The following is an 18,543-nucleotide window of genomic DNA, read 5'->3' on the forward strand; positions in this document are numbered from 1 at the left end:
ATGAACAAAACACACTCGCTTATTCCGGAAATCGGCATTTCAGAACTTGACGCTGTCAGTGCAAACGCGTTGCACGTGGTCAGCCAGGTGAGGACCGCCATGCTCGCCCCTGAGGCGCGCAAAAGCGCGCCAACTTACAACAGCACGCAGCTAGCCGAGCTGTGTGGCGTGGACAAGAACCGCCTGCAGTACCTGGTGCGCAAGGGTGACCTGTCCGGCGGCACAAAGGACGACAGCGGCCGTCGCGAGTGGACTTTGGCCGAGGCCCGCGAATGTATCAAGTCCTTCCGCGTAGAGAGCCTGAGGGACGCTGCAAAAGCGCCTGGCGCGGTGATCACCGTGGCCAACTTCAAGGGTGGCGTGTCGAAGACGACCACCGCTGCAGCGCTGGCGCAAGGCCTCTCGCTGCGGGGCCATAAAGTGCTGGTAATCGACTGTGACCCCCAAGGCTCGCTCACCACGCTTTTCGGCGTGCTTCCCGACACCGAAGTCGAAGAGACGGACACCATCCTTCCGCTCTGCGCAGGCGATGCCGACTCGGTAATGCCAGCGATCCAGAAAACTTACTGGGATGGGATCGACTTGGTGGCTGCTGCCCCCCTCCTCTTCAATGCTGAGTTCTTGCTGCCATCACGCCAGAAGTCCGAGCGCGGGTTCGCGTTCTGGCGTGTGCTCGATGACGGTCTGACTGCCGCGCGCGATGCGTACGACATCATCATCATCGACACCCCCCCGTCCCTCTCCTACATCACCATCAACGCACTGATCGCTGCAGATGGCGTGGTGATGCCTTTGCCACCGAATGCGCTGGACTTCGCCAGCTCGGCTCAATTTTGGAACCTCTTCACCGAAGTGTGCGGAGGGCTGTTCAAGGCTGGTGGCGACGACAAGAAGTTTTCCTTCGTAGACGTGGTCCTCTCACGCGTCGATCGCGCCGACGCGGTCAGCGTCGCGGTTCGCCAGTGGATTGGGTCTGCTTACGGCCGGCATGTCATCCCGGTCGAGATCCCGAAGACCTCGGTCGCTGCCAGCGCAAGCGCCGAGTTCGGTACTGTCTACGACCTCGGCCCTTCGTCCGTCCAAGCAAAGACACTCAAACGCGCTCGTGATGCCTATGAGAGCCTGGTCGACTATGTCGAGCAGCAGGTGGCAGGCGTCTGGGCTCATTCCGCGGACGTTGTCTCCGCGGTCATCAAAAAGGAGGGCTGAGTCCATGTCTCAGAAGAAGCCAAACCTCAGGGATCGCGCTTTGGCAGCGATCGGGCCTGCGGGTTCTGCGCCGGCGCCGGCACCAGTGGCGGCTCCTACGCCGCGCACCGGCCCCGGTGCTCTGATGGTTCATCTGGCGCGCGAGTCGGATGCGCAGCGTGAGAACGATCGTCTTCGCGACGAGCTGAACCAGTGGGAGGGCGCAAAGGCGACGCGGCTCCTGGACCCGAAGTTGGTCGGCTGGAGTACGTGGGCCAATCGCGACCAAGCCAACTTCACCGGTGCGGACTTCCTGGAGCTCAAGCAGGAGATCGCTTCAGCCGGCGGCAACGTCCAGCCGATCAAGGTCCGAGTAAACAAACCGGGGGGTGAGTACGAGTTCGAGATCGTCTTCGGCCACCGACGTCACCGAGCATGCCTGGAACTTGGTCTGCCGGTGCTTGCGGTGATCGACAACCTCGGCGAAGTCGATCTTTTCGTGCAGATGGATAGGGAGAACCGCAGCCGCAAAAATCTCAGCGCGTGGGAGCAGGGGATGATGTACCAGCGTGCGCTGGAGAAGGGGCTTTTCCCCTCGAGTCGCAAACTTGCAGAACAGGTCGGTGTCGACCTCGGTCAGGTGGGCAAGGCCATCTCGTTGGCCAAGCTTCCACGCGAGGTTGTCGATGCGTTTGCATCGCCGCTCGATCTTCAATTTCGCTGGGCGAAGCCTCTGGCTGACTCCCTGGAGCGCGATCTATCGGGACTTGTTGCGCGGGCAAATATGGCGAAGGCTCTCGGTGCTAACCGGTCAGCGAAAGACGTCCTCGAGATGCTGCTTGCTGCCGAAGGGGAGGGGGGTAGAACGGTTCAACCCCCCCCGATCGTCATCCAGCGTAACGGCAAGGAAGCTGCCTCGATCACGTTTGACGGAAAGGGGAGGGCGACCGTTTCGTTCGCCGCAACCGTCGTTGGGCCTGATCAGTTGAAGGCCTTGAGCGAACTGGTTGATGCGTTTATCGCCAACACTACAAAGGCGACAAAGTAGGGCGTCGAACCTAGATAGGAAAGGGGGTTGAACCGTTCAACCCCCTTTTTTTGGCCTAGGAGGCGTCGGCCATGGTGTCGGCGGGAATCATTTGCCGAGCAGGAGGGGTTGAACGGTTCAACCCCTCCTGACCTTCGGCAGGACCAGCCGGATCCTCTTTGCCTATGCCAAGACGAATTGGAGAGATTTGTCAGCTTTCAAAGCTGTGGTCAGCCATTGGCGGCGACGAGCCCAATGATCAGGAGCGGGCAGGTTCTGGACAGAACGAACTCGGTGTCGGTGAAGAGGGGGTTATTCAGTAACCTTCGCCCATGCTCGCTGTAGCTCTGCAGCCCGACGCTGAAGTGGCGCACGGCTGTAAATGGACATTGTGGTATCGATGCGCGAGTGTCCGAGTTGCTGCTGGACGACATCGTAGGGCGTGCCCAGCGCCACTGAGGTCGTCCCGAAGGTATGTCGCAGCCAGTGCGTCGAAGCACCCTGCAGGCGGCTTTGCTCAGCTGCCGATAGGGCGGAGGTCGTGACAGCTCGAGAGAGCCAAGCTCGGGTGGTCTTGTAGAGGGTCTGGTAACTTACCGGCTTCATCGGGTCAGCCAGGCTGGCCAGCACTGGAGCATTGCCCGGCGCAACATCAAGACTCTCCAGGCCGCGGCTGGCCAAATAGTCGTCCAGGACGTTGAGCGCCACGTCGACCAGCATCACGTCGCGCGCTTTCTTTCCCTTGCCCACCACCCGCAAGAAAACCCCTTCAGGCTCCACCCGGATGTCGGAGATCTTCGCGGCCAGCAGCTCGGCACTGCGCAGACCCGTGGTTGACAGGAAGGCGACCACGAACCGAGCACGCGCGCGGGCAGGGGAGGGCGCCTGGCGCTCGATGAAGGCCCCGATCTCACCCATGGCCTTGAGCGATATCGCTTTGGTGTCCAGGGCGCGGCTGTCTTGGGTCGAAGCCATGCTTTGGCCGGTCTTCTTTACGAGCTTCCACGGGTTGGCGCGCAAGTACTCGGCGTTGCACAGCCAATCGAACCAGCTGGCCAGGATTGTCATCGCTTGCCGCTGGCTCGCCGCGCTCAGCTGCCCCTTGAAGGGCGTCCAGCCTTCCTGGGCAGGAGACGCCTTGGCGCGAGAAATCCAGCCATCCGGCACGTACGCAAGGAAGGTCCGATAGGCCTGGGCGTCGTCGAGCTTGAAGTCCAGAAGGCGCCGTCCCGCACGCTCGATCTGCATCCACAGCAGCAGCCGGCGGCCCTCGCGAAGGTAGGATTTGCGGGTCGCTTGCGAGCCCGCGCAGGCCTCTGCCCAGGTGGCCAGCGCTTGCGGGTCGGTGCCGATCGCGCCGATGTTGTCCGCGCGCCATGCGGTGTTCAAATCGGAGGAGGGCGGGAGCAGGCCGTTTCCCGATGGGCTTTCAGGTTGGTTGCCAGGTCGGATTTGGGCCCGGTTTTCGGGTCGATCGACCAGCGCTTTCGTGCGGCTTTCGGGCAAACCGATCAACGCCTGCGTCGGCGCCGCAAAGCCCATCGAGCGCCGGCGCGTGCTGCCCGGCAGGATGGCTTCGAGCTGCTGTGCAATGTGAACGGCCTTCGTGCGGCCCACGGCCGTGATGCCGCTGTACCACTGACCCCCCTGGCGCACACGATCGGCCAGCTGCTGCAAGTTGACGTAGCCCGCGCGCACCAGGCGCTGCGCCAGGTGATCGGCAAACCACGCATCCACTTCATCGGTCGGGCGCGGCTGCGCGGTGGTGCGCCCGTCGACTTCCAGCCGCCGAAGGATTTCGACCACGCGCTGGCGGCTGCGCTCGCGCCGCTGCAGCGTTGCGTAGGCGGTTGAAGCTTGCGGCGCCGGCGGGTACTCGGCCTCATAGAGCTCCAGCTGCTCGGCCTCGCTCCAGCCGTCCAGGTTGCGTGCCTCGATGAACTCGGACAGGGTAGGGCGTTTGGCCTGGGTGGGTGCTTGGCGGGTCTTCTCGCGGATGCGAATGCCGATGAGCCGGTGGTGGCGCTCGCCCGCTTGTTTGGCCGCCAGGCGCAGCTGGGCGCTGAGCTCGTTGTGGGCGATTTGCGCCTCGCGCGGATCCTCAATGCCCAGGTAGGTGCGCGCGCAGGCCAGCACCTCCAGGCCGTCGGCGACGGCGCGCAAATACGCCAAGTGGTGGGGACCGATGCGCGCGCGGCTCATTTCAGATTGGCCTTTTCGGCGCGGCGGTGCGCGACGTAGGCATCAAAAATGTCGCGCCCGATCATGGCCATGGACTCGCCACTGGCGCGCTCGTAGCGGCTGCTGCGCGCGTCAATGGAAATGATGCAGTGGGCTGTGTTGGTGCGCTCGTCGGCCCCATCCAGGCGTGTGGACCGGTACCCGCTCAGCATGAAGTTCTCAGGCTTCACACCGGCAAAACGCGGGTAGTTTTTCAGGACGAACAGCCCGAGCTTCTCTCCGCCGATGAGGCTGTCGCACTCGTCCATGAGTTGTCGGTCGAGCTGGTGTGCCGCGGGGTCATCGCCCCAACGTGCCTGGGCCAGCGCTCGGGCACTGGCGGTGTCGTCCTCGAGCCGGCGCTGGTCACTGAAGTCCTTGTACTGATCCGCCCAGCGCGCGAACACGGCCAGATCTTCGGCCTGTCGATCCAGTACCTGGGCGGCCCGCTGCAGGGCCTGGAGATCGGCCGCGCTCACGGTGTCTTTCAGCTCGTCTGCGGTCTTGCGCAGCGTCGTCGCCGAGCGCTTGGCGGCAGAGGCTTTGGACTTGAAAGAGGCCCCGCCGTGGTACTTGGCGGTGGTGGCATGGCGTTCCACCAGGTCGGCGCTGGGCTTGTGGCGCGACTTGAAGTCGGCGGGGAGGCCTGGGTAAGTGCTTGTCGCCATTGGAGATTTTCGGGTCGGTGGGTTGGAGGCGGTGTCTGACGCGGATTCAGGCTGCACGATTTGAGGTAGAGATTATGCAAATAATCTTAACCTAAGCTCCCCAAATTGTTGTCGAATGAATATGGGGCGTTCATGGAACGCGCAAATGTTGTGCGATTGATCTTGGATGCGTACGGGTGCACGGTAGCTGCCGACAATGTGATGCTCGGCGTCGAGATAGCATGGCGCGTCGAACTACAGCACCTCGTGCAAGAAGTCCATGACCAGCGTGCCAAGTGTGCATCTCTCACGTGCCCCGTTTGGACCTCTCACTTTCGAAGGGTGCCCAGGTGTCGACGGCTGGCATGCCGTTTCTGATGAATGGGCTGGATGTACGAGCACCTCATGGGGTGTAGCGTAGCCAGCGGTCGCGTTTCTGCTCAGTCCGACGCGAGTGCGCGCTGAGAGCGCACCACGTGAATTGGGCGCGGGCAGTGGCCTGTGCGTTTTTTGGCGCTCGGTGGGTAGCTTGAGCCGCCGGGTGCGCAATCTCGACCATATCAATCCAGATGCTGCCCCGCGACGCAGGTGATGGGGAGGCCCGGTGCTTCGAGGACCTCCCGGCTTCATGCAGACCTTCCAGTGCGGCTTGCTAGTAATAGTTGGTGATCCGCGTTTTATAAATAAAGAATAAAATGCTTTGGCTTACTTGGCTTAAATGCCCGGCAGGCGCACAATGGACACACCCGCGGTGACAGGGCCACCGCCAGGCCCGGGCGCGTCACACCCGCCCAAGCCCACCCGCCTGCACCAGCCCTAAAGGACCCTTCCATGGAGTACCAGCAGATCCTCATCTCCCTGCCCAACCATGAGGCAGATCGGGCCGCTGCGGCCGCCCACCTCGAGGCGCACCAGAAACGAATCGCGCGCGAGACGGCGGAAGCGGTCAGCGACGTGTTCGAAAGCGCGTTGAAAGAGTCGCGCGCTCACACCTTCGTGATGGTCTCCAGTCAAACCTTGGCCACGCTCGGGGTGCTGGACAAGATCGGGCGACACCTGGTCGGCGCATCGCTGCCCAAGCTCTCAAGCGAGTACGAATCGGCCGTGGCACTATTAGCGCAGCAGCACGATCCACTTCTACAAAGGGACCTGTATGAGGCCTTGTTCCAAGGGAACGTCTTCTATGGCGGCTCGCGCCACGACCCACTCTCACAACGCCCCCTGGCTCTGGAAGTGGAGGATCTGGCGTTCGCTGACGACGACAAGCCCCGTGACGAAAACCAAGCGCGTTTCGTCCACCTGGCCACTTTCAAGCGGCTGCATGCGCTGCTGGGCGAACTGGTGCAGCAGGACAAGACGTCGCCAGATGTCATTGCCCCTGCAGACGATCCCAATGAGCTGCTCGACGCGAAGACCTTTGCGCAGCGCATGGGCGCCACAGACCAGACGGTCTACAACCGCGAGAAGGCGGGCCTCCTCATCTCGGTGCTGCCCCCCAAGCGGGTGAGGAAACGTGGCTTCCCCAGTTTCCAGCTCAGCCCACGGCTCAATCAGGAGTTGCACCAGCTCGCGATAGCCATGTACCGCTCCCACGGGCAGGACATGACGTTCTACTGGCACTTCCTGCGCACGCGCCACCAGGATTTGGGCGGCAGCACGGGCGTGGAATTTCTGCTCAACCGGATTTCTGATCCGAGCCTGCTCGATCTGGAACAGAGCGAGCGTCAGGCCATTTTCCTCGCGCTGGCCGAGGAGGACATGCTTAGGGCCAGTGCGTGAGCTGGTACACGCAGGCGACGGGGATGGAGATCCCGACCCGTTTCGGGCCGCTCCCAGGCTTTGCCTTGCCAGCCGACGCCAGGCTGTACCGCATTTACCGCCACGTTGATGCGGACTGGTCCGTGGCGCCGGAGCCTCACCGCAAGGGCAGGGTGGACCCACCACTGCCTGACAGTTCTGCCTATGGCCTGCTGTACCTGGCGGACTCCCTGGTGACGGCGGGGTTCGAGGCGCGAATTCTGCGACCGACCAAGGATGCAGATGGTCTCAACGACATCTCAATCGAGCCTGAGCCGATGGATCTAGTCACCGGCCGGGCCCTCAAACCCCCACCTATGACGGCGGTGCACACGACCAAGCAGCCAATCGTGTTCGTCGATCTCGAATCGCCGGATATCGCCAGGGCCGCCGCAATAGCGATTGGCCGCCCAGTGCCTCGCATCGACAAATGGCGAAAACTCACTTTGTGGGTCCATGATCAACTGATCGTGCCGGGCGACGGCAATTCGATCTTGCCTCTGGTGGGTGCGACCTACTTATCCAATGTTCCGGACTGCGTTGGCAGAAACTTCGTGGTGTTCGAAGGGCGCCGGGACGCTCACATCCACCGCGGTGTTCCGCCCGAATCCCAAACGCCCTTGGATGTACCCGGGCTGCAGGCGCTTTGGGAAAACGCCTGAGCGCGCATCCCGCCTCACCTTGACATGATTTGGCAGGCTGCTACCTTTGGACGATGGTGGCCCAACTCATGCTCTGTGCCACTTCACTCAATTTCCGCACTCTTAAAGTGAAAGCGACTGCGATGCCGAAAGGTTCCCAACTTACCAACCGCGACCACGACAACATGGACGCATTTCTGAGTCACGTGCTGGATGACTACAAAGCAGGCCATCTTTCCAAGAAGGACCTGACGCTTGGGCTTGCTCAGGTGATTTCTGCCCTCGACTGTGGGAACGTCGATGAGGCACGGAACTGGTTTGAAAATGGCCGAAAATTGATCCGGCAAGGCGGCTGAGGGAGCGCAGCGCTGCTCTGGCGCCTTAGGTCCAGCCAATCGCTCTAAAACGCTTCGGCTTTAGCTGTCCGGTCACGGCATTCGAAAAGGAAGACTCATGGAATCTGATCTGACTCCTTCACCGTTGCGAGTCATTGATCGTGATCTGTTGCGCAAAGAGTTCGCGGCCATCGAGGCGAGGCAGGCTGTCCTCACCGACCAGGGTCAAAAGCTGATGGCCCGCATTCGGCCAAGTTCCAAGTACCACGGGCAGGGTAAAGAGGGTGCACTGTTCGCCGTCTGCATCGGCCCAATTGGGGACTACTGCGTATTCGGCGGACCTGGTGGTCAATATCGCCTCTCGGATGTCGACCTGTTTGCCGTCTTTGACGAGACCAGGCCTCCGACTCAGATCACCTTCGAGCCCTGAATTGCACTCCCGGTGGCCAGACAGTCCCTGGGCCGTGGGAACGTCTGCGGCGAAGCGACTGTTGCTCGCATCATACGCTGTACAGCGTATAAACCCATTTTGAGATATCATATTCTCAAATGCCATCATACGCTGTACAGCGTATAAACCCACTTAGAACATGCATCCTGAGCGACGACTTGCCGACAAGCTCCTTACCGAGTTCACGGCCGTCCTGCGCGATCGACTCAATATCGATGGCATCGAGGCCGAGCATGAGCCAAGTTTCGGTACCGGCGCCGCAGACCTGGTCTTGAGCATCCCCGTTGATGGTGTGAGAGTCAAAGTGGTGGTTGAAGTCAAAAAGAACGCGTTCCCCCGCGACATCGAGTGGGCACGTGTGCAACTGGAAGGGCTGGAGAGAGAGGACAGCACCATTGATCAAAAGATGGTCTGGGCCGAGTCGCTGAGCGAAGGAGCACGAAAGTCCCTGGAGGCCTTGGACATCGGCTACTTCGACAGCAGTGGAAGCATCAGTCTCAAGCTAGGCCGTCACCACATCCTCATCGACAGGCCCCCGATCAAGCCCCTTTGGCGTGAGGTCGGCACTGTCTTTACGCCTGAGCGGGCGAGAGTGCTGCATTCCCTGCTGTTGGGGTGGGATAAATGGCGCACCGGCGTCGAGTTGGCGAAAGATTCCCGTGCGAGCCCCAATACTGTCTCCGTACTCCTGCGCGAGCTGGAGAAACGCGGCATGGTGCAAAGCGAAGGGAGCGGTCGCAACGTGCGCCGCCAGCTGGTCCAGCCTGATGCACTTCTTGATGCATGGGCGAACCACTGGGCAGAGGGAAAACGGCGCAAGACGCGCTGGTTCGCGTTCGCCCAAAACCCTGGAAACTTGGCGTTGCGCCTGGTATCGCGATTGCTCCAAGACCACGATGAATGGGCCTTAACAGGCCAGTATGCGGCCAACTGCGTCACACCTCTTCTGACAGCGGTCAACGGTTTCGACATCATCGTCCCCGTGGGTATGGCCGAGGCCTTCGCCGAGGATCTTGAGCTGAAAAGAGCCGACAAGGGGTTCAACGTCACGCTCCACGAATGCGAAGACTTCGCCCTGCAGCATCGACTCCAATTGCCCGATCGACATGGCTTCTTTGCCAGCCCCGTGATCCAGTACCTGGAGCTGGCCAACGAAGGTGGGCGCAGCAAGGAATTGGCCAATGAGCTGAAGAACCATTTGGGCTTCCCCCAGTTTCCCGGACACATCCAATGACATGATGTGTTCAGGAGATAGGCATGACAAGAACCCGAAGGAGCTTCACGGACGAGTTCAAACGTGAAGCAGTGAAGCTGTGCAAGCAGCCAGGCGCCACCGTGACGCACATTGCACGGGACCTGGGTATTCAGACCAGTGTGCTCAGGCGTTGGGTCACCCAGGAGCGTGGCGGGGTGTTGGACCTCAGGCCGAACCGGCCGCTTCGCAGTGAGGCCGCCACCGAGGTGGAGCGGTTGCAACGCGAACTGCGCCGCGTGACCACGGAGCGCGACATCCTAAAAAAAGCGCTCGGCTACTTTGCAAAGGACCCGCAGTGAAGTACGGCTTCATCGCGCGGCATCGTAGTGTCTGGCCCACCCGCACCATGTGCCGGGTTCTGGCGGTCTCCCACAGCGGCTTCTATGAATGGATGGACAGAGCGCCGAGTCAGCGCAGCCAGGACGACGCCAGGCTCACCCGGCTCATCCGAGAGAGCTTCGAGCTCAGCGACCGCACCTACGGCAGTCCACGCGTCTGGCACGACCTTCGAGCGCTGGGCGAGAGTTGCGGGATGAACCGGGTCATCCGGCTGATGCATCTGGCCAAGCTGCAAGCCCGCCACAAGCGTCGCAGGCTGCCTGGCGATACGGGCAGCAGGCTTGAGAACCACATCGCCCCCAACCATCTGCAGCGCGACTTCCAGGCCAGTGGTCCGAACCAGAAGTGGGTGGCCGACTTCACCTACATCTGGACGGCCGAGGGCTGGCTGTATGCGGCAGCGGTGATGGACCTGTACTCACGCCGCATCGTGGGGTGGTCGATGAGCGACACCATGCAGGCCAAGATGGTGAGCGACGCTTTGTTGATGGCTCTTTGGCGGCGCGGCAAACCCAGCGCGCTGATGCACCACTCGGACCAGGGCAGTCAGGGCGGATTCAATCGGTCGTCGCAACACCTTCAATCATGGAGGTGTTATGGGAAGACCAGCGGGCTGGATGCAAGAGTTAACGGGGCGATCGGCGATGCGATCACCTGGCGCGCCATCGCATCGGCGCGAAGTGGAGCGGCAGTTCTGGCAGCAGATCGCGAGCGGAATCACGAGTGAGAGGGCAGCCGAAGCTGTTGGCGTGTCGCAGCCCGTAGGCACACGCTGGTTCCGGCATCGTGGTGGCATGCCATTGTTCTTATCAAAGTCTGTGTCCGTGAGGTATCTGTCCTTCGCGGAACGAGAAGAGATCGCGCTTCTGCGAGCTCAAGACGTCGGGGTACGGGAGATAGCTCGCCGTCTGGGACGAAGCCCGTCAACGGTCTCGAGGGAGTTGACGCGCAACGCGGCCACCCGCGGTGGCAAGCTCGAGTATCGAGCTTCGGTCGCTCAGTGGAAGTCCGAGCTGGTGGCCAGAAGGCCCAAGCCAGCCAAGCTGGTGGTGAACCCGCTTCTGCGCCAATATGTCCAAGACCGCTTGGAGGGCAACATCCTTGATGCTCAAGGTCGCGAAGTTGCAGGGCCTGTGCAAGCTGCGTTTCTCGGCCGCAACAAGCCTCATCGTAGTGACCGCAAATGGGTCAATGGCTGGTCGCCGGAGCAGATTGCGAACCGGCTGCAGGTCGACTTCCAGGATGATTCGTCCATGCGCATTTCTCACGAAGCCATCTACCAGGCCCTCTATATCCAGGGCAGAGGCGCCCTCAAGCGCGAGCTGGTGGGCTATCTGCGTACAGGGCGTGCGTTGCGCGTGCCACGGGCCAGGGCCCAGGCCAAAGCATGGGCTCATGTCAGCGAGGAGGTGATGATCTCCAGTCGACCTGCAGAGGCAAAAGACCGTGCCGTGCCTGGACATTGGGAAGGGGATTTGATCATCGGCCTGGACAGGTCCGCAATTGGGACGCTGGTGGAGCGGTCGAGCCGCTTCACCATGCTCGTGCACTTGCCTCGCGAGGCAGGCTATGGACTGACTCCCCGGACGAAGAATGGCCCCGCGCTAGCGGGTTACGGGGCAATCACCATGGCCAACGCGCTCAAGAGAATCGTGACCACGCTACCTGCCCAGTTGTGGCAATCACTGACGTGGGATCGTGGCAAGGAACTGTCCGACCATGCTCGATTCACCATTGAGTCCGGAGTGAAGGTCTTCTTTGCCGATCCTCACAGTCCATGGCAGCGCGGCACGAACGAGAACACGAACGGGCTGTTGCGCCAGTACTTCCCGAAAGGCACTGACCTGTCACGGTGGAGCGAGCAGGAGATTCAAGCCGTGGCCCGGACCTTGAACAACAGGCCGCGTAAAACGCTGGGCTGGAAGACACCAGCTGAGACTTTGAACGAGTACCTAAAATCCGTTCGACAACCCGGTGTTGCGACGACCGGTTGAATCCGCCCAGTACACCAGCGACGACTTCCAGCAACTGCTCAAGGCACAGGGCATCACCTGCAGCATGAGCCGTCGCGGTGAATGCTGGGACAACGCCGCGATGGAGAGCTTCTTCTCATCCATGAAGACCGAGAGGCTCAGCCGCAAGGTCTACAGGACAAGGGAAGAGGCCAGGTCCGATGTGTTCGATTACATCGAGCGCTTCTACAACCCGGTGCGCAAACACTCAAAGCTAGACTTCCTCAGCCCAGTTGACTTTGAGCAAGGCTTGATGGGCTAAGCAAACCGTCCGGGAAACTGGGGGAAGCCCAGATGTCCTCAAATCGCGTCGTGTACTGCGGTGTGCGCCGCTCTTGCTTCATGTCCCATTCGCGCGGCGGGCCAGCCTTGCCAGTAGAGGCGGAGTGCACACTACCCTTGCCAAAGCGCCCATTGATCGCATCCATTGCCACCATGAGGCGCTCGCGCGCACCGTTGTGCGCAGGTTCGGCCGGCGCATCGAAGTCCAGGTTTCCCTGCTGCATCGACGCTGGCAGAAGATCCACAAGGATTACCCCGGCCTTGCTGAAACGGTAGCCAGGCGCGTACATGCATCGCATGCCGTCAGCCGCTGCCTGCACCAGTGCGAGAGTATCTGCGGTGGGTTTCGGAAGCTGCACGACGATGCTGCGTGATAGCTGTGGACCGGCCCTGTGGGGAGAGGTGTGCACGAACTCGAGCATTTCGGTCGCGACGCTGTCCTGTGCCCGCAGCTTCTCTGCCGCTCTACCAGCGAACTCGCTCACTGCTTCGATCAGCGGTGGCAACTCGTGTATAGGCTTCCCAAAGGAGCGAGTGCAAGCGATCTGTTTTTTGGGCCCCGGTGCGCTGTCGAGCTCGATGCACTGCAGTCCTTGCAGTTCGCGAAGCGTGCGTTCCAAAGACACGCCCCAGCGGCGCCGTACCGTGGCTGGATCCATTCGGACAAAGTCGAGGACGGTCTGAATTTCGCCTTCCTTCAGTTGCTTTCCGATGCGCGGTCTCACGCCCCATACCTCACTGACATCCGTGGTTCGCAGCAAGGCGTCGAGGTCAGACGAGGGAAGGGCTGCGAGGTTGTAAATCTGCGCCAGATCCATGGGATAGCTGCCCGGCTTACGCTCTGCAGTCTTTGCGATGTGGTTCGCCAGCTTAGCCAGCGTTTTCGTTGGCCCGATCCCCACGCAGCAAGGAATTCCTGTCCAACGAAGAATTCGCTCGCACACGATGCGTGCGTGACGCACCAGGTCACCCCTCACACCATCCAGGCCTATGAATCCTTCGTGAATGGAATAGCTCTCCGAGGGTTGGCCCTAACCCCGCAGGCAGTGACAACATTCGGTCGCTCATTTAAGCTATTTACGGGATGTTGTGCTAGTTGCACCTGGCTTTATCCGCCGGACACAATCCGCGAGTTGTGTCTTGCGAAGATGTGCAATGTGGTGATCGTCACTGGCTTCAGGATGCCTGAAATCGGGTGATCTTACCGATTCGATCTTGGCGTTTCACCTGGTAGGGCCAAAAGCGCAAGCAGGGCCATGATGCCCAGACCCGCCGACAACAAAAGTGCTCCTGCCCCCCATCGCACCAACGCCAATCCGAAAAGGAACGGCGCCAACGCCTGCGCCACGCGCGCCGGCAACATTAGCCACCCTTGTCGCAGGCCATAGCCCTGAGGTCCGAACAGCACCAACGGTAGCGTGCCTTTGGCGATGGTGAGAATGCCGTTGCCTGCACCGTGCAGAACGGCGAAGAGCGGGGCTAGCACTGGTCCGGCGATGAGTAGCGCCACCACGCCGACCGGATGCCCTAGCGACGCGAGCCGCGCCGACAACAGCGGGTGCACATGGCGTAGGAAACCGAATTCGAGCAGCCGGCCGGCCACTTGTGCAGGACCGATCAGAGCGCCCACGCCCACCGCAACGGCCAGGCTTGCGCCACTGGCTTGCAGCAGACTGGGAAGATGCGCCGCCATCGCGGTGCTGATGAACCAGGTGGTGGCAAAGACGAAGGCCAGCAATGCCGTGGTGACACGTGCACGGACTGCGGACTGCGGCACGGCGTCAATGTCCAAAGGCTTCTTTGAATCGGATGGCGCCACCACGGCGACGCGCGGCAGTGCAGCGTTCAACGGCAACCCGAACACCAGATGAAGACCGGCCCATGCGAAGCAAGCACCTCGCCAGCCGAACTGGGCTTCGAGCAATGTCGACAGAGGCCAGCCCACCGTGCTGGCGAAACCCGCGATCAGCGTGATCCCGGTGATGGCGCTTCGCGACCCGTGACCATACAGCCTAACCAAAGCCGAAAACGCGGCTTCGTACAGACCGCTGCCCATGGCCAGACCGATCAACATCCAGGCGGCGAACAGCGACCAGACGCCTTGTGATGCGCCGAGTGCAACGAGCCCGATCGCAAAGAACAAGCTGGTGCCCATCAGCACCGGGCGCCCGCCGTGGAGATCGATGGCGCGCCCGGCCCATGGACCGACCAGTGCGGAGACACCCAGAGCAACCGAGAACGCTGCAAACACCGTGGGCGTATTCACGCCGAGGTCGCGTGCCATAGGTACTGCCAGCATTGCCGGCAGATAGTAGGTGGAGGCCCATGCCAAGGTCTGGGCAGTCCCCAGCGCCGCGACGGTGCCGACGTTGCTCGCGGAGGCCATCTCAGCTGCAGCAGGCTTTGGACGGGGCAGCGCGCGGCCGTTCGGCCTCAGGCGGTGTCGTCGCTGAAGTCGCTCTTTTGGGGCCACAACCGCAGCCAGATTGACTTTGAGCCCTGCTCATCTGATCGAGCGAGCAGCAGGCAACCGTGTCGAATTTGGCCGGGCCACCGCAACAGCTCGCATTCCCAGCAGTGAGGTCTGGGCTTGCCAGATTTACTGAGCACACACCGGTCTCGGGCAATTCAAGCTGCACGTCGTCGGCGGCGCGAAGGTCGCCAGCCAATGCTGCAACCACCGAGCGCGCCTGCTCATAGCCCGTGGCCATTAGGAAGCTGGGTGCGCGGCCGTAGCTCTTGGCGCCAATGGCATAAAAGCCTGGCTCAGGGTGCATGAGCTCTCGGTGCCCGTGCGGGCGCACTGTGCCGCAGCTGTGCACGTTCGGATCGATCAATGGTGCCAGCGCGTCGGTGCTCTCAAGCCACGGGTCCAGGCGCAGGCGCAGTTCCCGAGTGATGTTGAGGTCGGGTCGTGCACCTGTCGAGACGATGATCTCATCGATGCCCTCGATAGGAGTCTTGTCCACATCTGCAGCGAACAGGCGCATGCCATCGGGCTGCGCGACGATCTCTCGAATGCCAAAACCGAGATGCAATTCGAGCCGCCCTTCCTCGATCATGGCGCGAAGGCTTGTGCCCAGTTGGCCTCGTGCGGGCAATCCATCGTTTTCGCCACCACCGAAGAGCTTTCGCAGGTCGGTGCCTCTCACCGCCCAGACAACGCGCGTGTCGGGCTCCTGTTCGGCCAGTCTGGCGAGAGCGAGCAAGTTGCCGGCGGCAGAGTGCCCGGCCCCCACCACCAGCACCTTGCGTCCAACATAGCGGTGACGATCCGTGTCCAGCACGTCGGGCATGCCATGCGCGATGTGCGCGCGTGCCTCGATCTCCCCGAGTACTGGCAAGCCATGCACGCCCAGTGGGTTGGGTTGCGACCAGGTTCCTGAGGCATCGATCACTGCACGGGCACGCACTTCGCGCAAACCCTTGTCGCTCTGGACTTGCAGCAGAAAATCTGCGTGTTCGCGGCCTGCGGTCTTGGCCTTGTCGAAGCCATCGCGCGAGACGGCGGTGACGCGGGCCCCGAATTGGATGTGAGGCGCCAAGGCAGGCGTGCGAGCCAACGGCGCAAGGTAGTCATCCACGACTTCCCCGGCCGTTGGCAAGTCGTCGTCATTGGGGGCAGACCAGCCGGTGGTTTCCAGCAAGGCACGTGCGGCGCGATCGACGTTGTAGCGCCATGGCGAAAACAGCCGCACGTGGCGGTAGCTGCCAAGGTGGGTCGCGACGCTGGTGCCGGCCTCCAGCACCACGACCGGCAGACCACGCCCCACTAAATGGGCTGCAGCAGCCAAGCCGACCGGACCGGCACCGATCACGGCTACTGGTGAGGAAGAGGTGGATTGCTCCTTCATGATTGACTCCTTCGTTCTTCGTCGATGTACGAATTAATGGGCAAAAAAAAGGGCACTCCACTCAGAGTGCCTCGACCAGCCGCTTGAGCACGGCCAACCGATCGGGATTGACGCAGTAGCACGTGCGCTGCTCTTCCGCCGAACCCAGCACCAATCCTGCATCCTTGAGTACCTTGACGTGCTGTGACGTGGTGGACGGGGCCAGCTCGACCACGTCCGACAGGTTGCCGAAGTAGCAGGTGCCGTGGTGCGCCAGGTGTTGCAGCAGTCGAATGCGCGCAGGGTGCGCCAGTGCCTTGAGCAGAACGGCCAGCTCTTCGGCATCCAGTTCTTCGTCGACTGGCAAAGGGGCGCAGTGAGTTTTTGCCATGGCTTATTTCGTTATTCGCAAAATTACGAATAAGTGTAGTGACCAGAGAGATTGGAGTCAACATCTCTACGCCAGTCGGGTCCTGGGGGTGGGCCACTCGCGTACGTCCAATGCAAGGCAGCCGCCGAGTTACAGTGTGCGCATGGAAGACAAAGGGAGCGGGAACATGGCCTTATCCGGGGATCCAATGGTGGACAAAGCACTGCTCGATGCTGGCAGTGCTGTCGGCAAAGAAGTCTTCGCGAAGGCATGGAGCTTGGTGACGAACGCTCCGCAGTGGATCCAAAAGAGATATCGAGAGAAAGACCCATTTGGGCTTGAGGCGAGCCGCTACTGCGCGCGTGTCGAGGAACGCTACAACACGATGCGCATCATCGGGATGAGTCGGCCGATGCAAATCAGGAGCATCTTTGTCCGCGTCAACATCCTCAAGAAGATCTCTGCCCAGCGTCGTTCCACCATCGATGAACTTGAGCAAACGCTGAACAAAGATCAATCTGGATTCGGCATCGTTGCTGAGACGATTGATGGACAAGAGGTCGTGGATAGAGAGCCGCGTCTGGTACTCCTTGGAAAACCAGGTGGCGGCAAAACGACGTTCCTGAAATGGGTTGCACTGGCAGCCATGGATGGCAAGTTCCATGAGCGGCGCCTTCCCGTTTTCATACCCATGAAAGACTGGAGCGATGGCACCAACACCTTGCGGACGTGCATCAATGAAGAGTTCAGGGTATGCGGCTTTGAGCAGCCGGAGAGCTTTGTCGACCGGCTCCTCGACAGTGGATCACTCATCCTTCTGCTGGACGCTCTTGATGAGATAAACGACAACGGAAGAAGATCGCATGCATTGAAGGAGATCCGGGAGCTTTCAGACAAGTACCCGAAGATCCAGATCGTTATCAGCTGCAGGACGGCTGCATACAACTATCTCTTCGAGCAGTTTGTGGATGTTGAGCTCGCCGACTTCCAGCAGCAACAGGTGGAGCAGTTCGTCAAACAGTGGTTCTCGGACAGTTCCCAGAAGGGAGCGCTATGTCTGGCGGAGCTCGCCCGTGACAAAAATAGAGCGATTCGAAGCCTCTGCCAAACGCCGCTGCTGCTGACCCTCATGTGTTTGGCCTTCGACGAAGGGATGACCTTCCCCAGCAATCGCGCTGAGTTGTACAAGGACGCCTTGGACGCGCTCCTAAAGAAGTGGGATACCTCTCGCGCAGTGCGGAGAAACACAGCCTACCAACAGCTGTCACTTGCGAAAAAGGAGCTCCTCTTGGGGCGCATCGCAACCACGTCGTTTGAAGACGGGCGCTACTTTCTCCGTCAGGACGACGTAGAGCGGCAGATCAAAGCCTTCATGACAAACTTGAAGGGGGCGCCAGGCGATCGTGAGCCCGAGGTTGACCCGGGGGAAGTTCTCAAGGAAATTGAAGCGCAGCACGGCGTTCTCGTTGAGAGGGCAAAGGGCATTTACTCGTTTTCGCACCTCACATTTCAGGAGTTCTTCACCGCTCGTACCCTGACCGAAAACAGCAACCGTGATGGCCCCAATCAGTTGGTTCAGGAGCACTCACTTGAACCTCGCTGGCGCGAAGTCTTCGTACTCGCAACAGGACTCCTCGCAGAAGCCGATTCTTTCGTGCAGGCCATGCGGCAACGTCTTACTCGGCTGGCTAGCGAAAATCATGGTGTTTCCGACTTCCTCAATCGCAACGCGGCACTGGTGCACGCCGCTGCAGGGATTCCACTGCCGTTGCGGCGTGCGCTTGCATTGGCACATGTTCTCGAGCGCTTGGCTGAGGCAGCGCAGGGCTACACATCCAGCTTGAACGCCAGCCGCGAACTTGTGGAGGACATGCAGCTTGAGTTCGGGCGGATAAAGAAAATTGACGTTGCCACGATTCAGACGCTAAAAATCGGGCTCAATGACGCCAGAGACGGCGTGGACAATCTCGTCCAGCACGTCCTCAAGCGCGATCACGGAAGGGTCTTTGATGCCCTTGTTCGGTACATTCAACTGACCAGGCTGTTGGTGAACTGCCTCAATGTCGATGCGTACATCACGTTGCAGGTTCGAGAGTCCATTGTGGGAAGCATCCTGGCGGAAAAGTAGTTGCTGGACCAATGACGT

General features: G+C 60.9%; 15 protein-coding genes and 3 pseudogenes. 11 read left to right on the top strand and 7 right to left on the bottom strand.

The genetic code is table 11. From position 1 onward, the window contains the following. Positions 1-1,209, top strand: coding sequence for a ParA family protein (locus tag F9K07_RS29370; protein WP_159597166.1), 1,209 nt, complete (start codon positions 1-3; stop codon positions 1,207-1,209). 4 nt (positions 1,210-1,213) lie between these two features. Then, positions 1,214-2,236, top strand: a complete 1,023-nt coding sequence (locus F9K07_RS29375) for a ParB/RepB/Spo0J family partition protein (protein ID WP_159597167.1) — start codon at positions 1,214-1,216, stop codon at positions 2,234-2,236. 291 nt (positions 2,237-2,527) lie between these two features. Here the strand turns inward: F9K07_RS29375 and F9K07_RS29380 are convergent, their stop codons facing one another. Both F9K07_RS29380 and F9K07_RS29385 read right to left on the bottom strand, forming a co-directional pair. Beyond that, positions 2,528-4,417, bottom strand: coding sequence for a site-specific integrase (locus tag F9K07_RS29380; protein WP_159597168.1), 1,890 nt, complete (start codon positions 4,415-4,417; stop codon positions 2,528-2,530). Continuing rightward, on the bottom strand, positions 4,414-5,103 hold the full coding sequence (locus F9K07_RS29385; protein WP_159597169.1) for a hypothetical protein: 690 nt from the start codon (positions 5,101-5,103) through the stop codon (positions 4,414-4,416). The genes F9K07_RS29380 and F9K07_RS29385 overlap by 4 nt, the downstream gene beginning before the upstream one ends. 810 nt (positions 5,104-5,913) lie before the next feature. On the opposite strand from F9K07_RS29385, the gene F9K07_RS29390 reads away from it, so the two are divergent. The 8 genes and pseudogenes from F9K07_RS29390 to F9K07_RS29430 form a co-directional block, all read left to right on the top strand. Continuing rightward, on the top strand, positions 5,914-6,861 hold the full coding sequence (locus F9K07_RS29390; RefSeq protein ID WP_159597170.1) for a hypothetical protein: 948 nt from the start codon (positions 5,914-5,916) through the stop codon (positions 6,859-6,861). Positions 6,862-6,884: 23 nt separating this feature from the next. Beyond that, a complete protein-coding gene (locus F9K07_RS29395) occupies positions 6,885-7,541 on the top strand; it encodes a hypothetical protein (RefSeq protein ID WP_159597171.1) in 657 nt (218 codons plus the stop codon). A gap of 53 nt (positions 7,542-7,594) precedes the next feature. Then, positions 7,595-7,876, top strand: coding sequence for a hypothetical protein (locus F9K07_RS29400; RefSeq protein ID WP_236582113.1), 282 nt, complete (start codon positions 7,595-7,597; stop codon positions 7,874-7,876). A gap of 97 nt (positions 7,877-7,973) precedes the next feature. Continuing rightward, a complete protein-coding gene (locus tag F9K07_RS29405; protein WP_159597172.1) occupies positions 7,974-8,285 on the top strand; it encodes a hypothetical protein in 312 nt (103 codons plus the stop codon). 160 nt (positions 8,286-8,445) lie between these two features. Next, the gene (locus F9K07_RS29410) at positions 8,446-9,540 is read left to right on the top strand and encodes a hypothetical protein (protein ID WP_159597173.1); all 1,095 of its coding nucleotides are present in this window, start codon (positions 8,446-8,448) and stop codon (positions 9,538-9,540) included. A 23-nt stretch (positions 9,541-9,563) separates the two neighbouring features. Then, positions 9,564-10,450: pseudogene (locus tag F9K07_RS32340) on the top strand (IS3 family transposase); the annotation flags it as partial. Positions 10,451-10,517: 67 nt separating this feature from the next. After that, complete coding sequence (locus tag F9K07_RS29425) at positions 10,518-11,894, top strand: IS30 family transposase (protein WP_159597175.1); 1,377 nt, start codon at positions 10,518-10,520, stop codon at positions 11,892-11,894. A 4-nt stretch (positions 11,895-11,898) separates the two neighbouring features. Further along, positions 11,899-12,174 (top strand): annotated as a pseudogene (locus F9K07_RS29430) (IS3 family transposase); the annotation flags it as partial. On the opposite strand, the gene F9K07_RS29435 reads toward F9K07_RS29430, so the two are convergent. The 5 genes and pseudogenes from F9K07_RS29435 to F9K07_RS29450 all read right to left on the bottom strand — a co-directional run bounded on the left by F9K07_RS29435 (position 12,137) and on the right by F9K07_RS29450 (position 16,418). Then, positions 12,137-13,012, bottom strand: a complete 876-nt coding sequence (locus tag F9K07_RS29435) for a DUF4113 domain-containing protein (RefSeq protein WP_236582114.1) — start codon at positions 13,010-13,012, stop codon at positions 12,137-12,139. The pseudogene F9K07_RS29430 and the gene F9K07_RS29435 sit on opposite strands and share 38 nt — an antisense overlap. Positions 13,013-13,114: 102 nt before the next feature. Beyond that, positions 13,115-13,171 (bottom strand): annotated as a pseudogene (locus F9K07_RS32220) (hypothetical protein); the annotation flags it as partial. 224 nt (positions 13,172-13,395) lie between these two features. Then, entirely contained in the window at positions 13,396-14,580 is a 1,185-nt protein-coding gene (locus tag F9K07_RS29440) for an MFS transporter (protein ID WP_159597176.1), read from the bottom strand. Position 14,581: 1 nt separating this feature from the next. Next, entirely contained in the window at positions 14,582-16,048 is a 1,467-nt protein-coding gene (locus F9K07_RS29445) for an FAD-dependent oxidoreductase (protein ID WP_159597177.1), read from the bottom strand. Positions 16,049-16,109: 61 nt separating this feature from the next. Further along, entirely contained in the window at positions 16,110-16,418 is a 309-nt protein-coding gene (locus tag F9K07_RS29450; RefSeq protein WP_159597178.1) for an ArsR/SmtB family transcription factor, read from the bottom strand. A gap of 142 nt (positions 16,419-16,560) precedes the next feature. On the opposite strand from F9K07_RS29450, the gene F9K07_RS29455 reads away from it, so the two are divergent. After that, positions 16,561-18,525 (top strand): NACHT domain-containing protein, encoded by a 1,965-nt coding sequence (locus tag F9K07_RS29455; protein ID WP_159597179.1) that lies wholly within the window; start codon positions 16,561-16,563, stop codon positions 18,523-18,525. The last annotated feature ends 18 nt before the right edge of the window (positions 18,526-18,543 follow it).

Origin of the sequence: Hydrogenophaga sp. BPS33 (genome assembly GCF_009859475.1) — a bacterium.
GTDB lineage: Bacteria > Pseudomonadota > Gammaproteobacteria > Burkholderiales > Burkholderiaceae_C > Hydrogenophaga.

Bases quoted from the DNA above. Each gene is read 5' to 3' on its own strand.
- F9K07_RS29455 (WP_159597179.1), top strand. From the start codon at position 16,561: ATGGAAGACAAAGGGAGCGGGAACATGGCCTTATCCGGGGATCCAATG.
- F9K07_RS29400 (WP_236582113.1), top strand. From the start codon at position 7,595: ATGGTGGCCCAACTCATGCTCTGTGCCACTTCACTCAATTTCCGCACT.
- F9K07_RS29440 (WP_159597176.1), bottom strand. From the start codon at position 14,580: ATGGCCTCCGCGAGCAACGTCGGCACCGTCGCGGCGCTGGGGACTGCC.
- F9K07_RS29375 (WP_159597167.1), top strand. From the start codon at position 1,214: ATGTCTCAGAAGAAGCCAAACCTCAGGGATCGCGCTTTGGCAGCGATC.
- F9K07_RS29385 (WP_159597169.1), bottom strand. From the start codon at position 5,103: ATGGCGACAAGCACTTACCCAGGCCTCCCCGCCGACTTCAAGTCGCGC.
- F9K07_RS29405 (WP_159597172.1), top strand. From the start codon at position 7,974: ATGGAATCTGATCTGACTCCTTCACCGTTGCGAGTCATTGATCGTGAT.
- F9K07_RS29390 (WP_159597170.1), top strand. From the start codon at position 5,914: ATGGAGTACCAGCAGATCCTCATCTCCCTGCCCAACCATGAGGCAGAT.
- F9K07_RS29395 (WP_159597171.1), top strand. From the start codon at position 6,885: ATGGAGATCCCGACCCGTTTCGGGCCGCTCCCAGGCTTTGCCTTGCCA.
- F9K07_RS29445 (WP_159597177.1), bottom strand. From the start codon at position 16,048: ATGAAGGAGCAATCCACCTCTTCCTCACCAGTAGCCGTGATCGGTGCC.
- F9K07_RS29425 (WP_159597175.1), top strand. From the start codon at position 10,518: ATGCAAGAGTTAACGGGGCGATCGGCGATGCGATCACCTGGCGCGCCA.
- F9K07_RS29370 (WP_159597166.1), top strand. From the start codon at position 1: ATGAACAAAACACACTCGCTTATTCCGGAAATCGGCATTTCAGAACTT.
- F9K07_RS29450 (WP_159597178.1), bottom strand. From the start codon at position 16,418: ATGGCAAAAACTCACTGCGCCCCTTTGCCAGTCGACGAAGAACTGGAT.
- F9K07_RS29410 (WP_159597173.1), top strand. From the start codon at position 8,446: ATGCATCCTGAGCGACGACTTGCCGACAAGCTCCTTACCGAGTTCACG.
- F9K07_RS29435 (WP_236582114.1), bottom strand. From the start codon at position 13,012: ATGGATCTGGCGCAGATTTACAACCTCGCAGCCCTTCCCTCGTCTGAC.
- F9K07_RS29380 (WP_159597168.1), bottom strand. From the start codon at position 4,417: ATGAGCCGCGCGCGCATCGGTCCCCACCACTTGGCGTATTTGCGCGCC.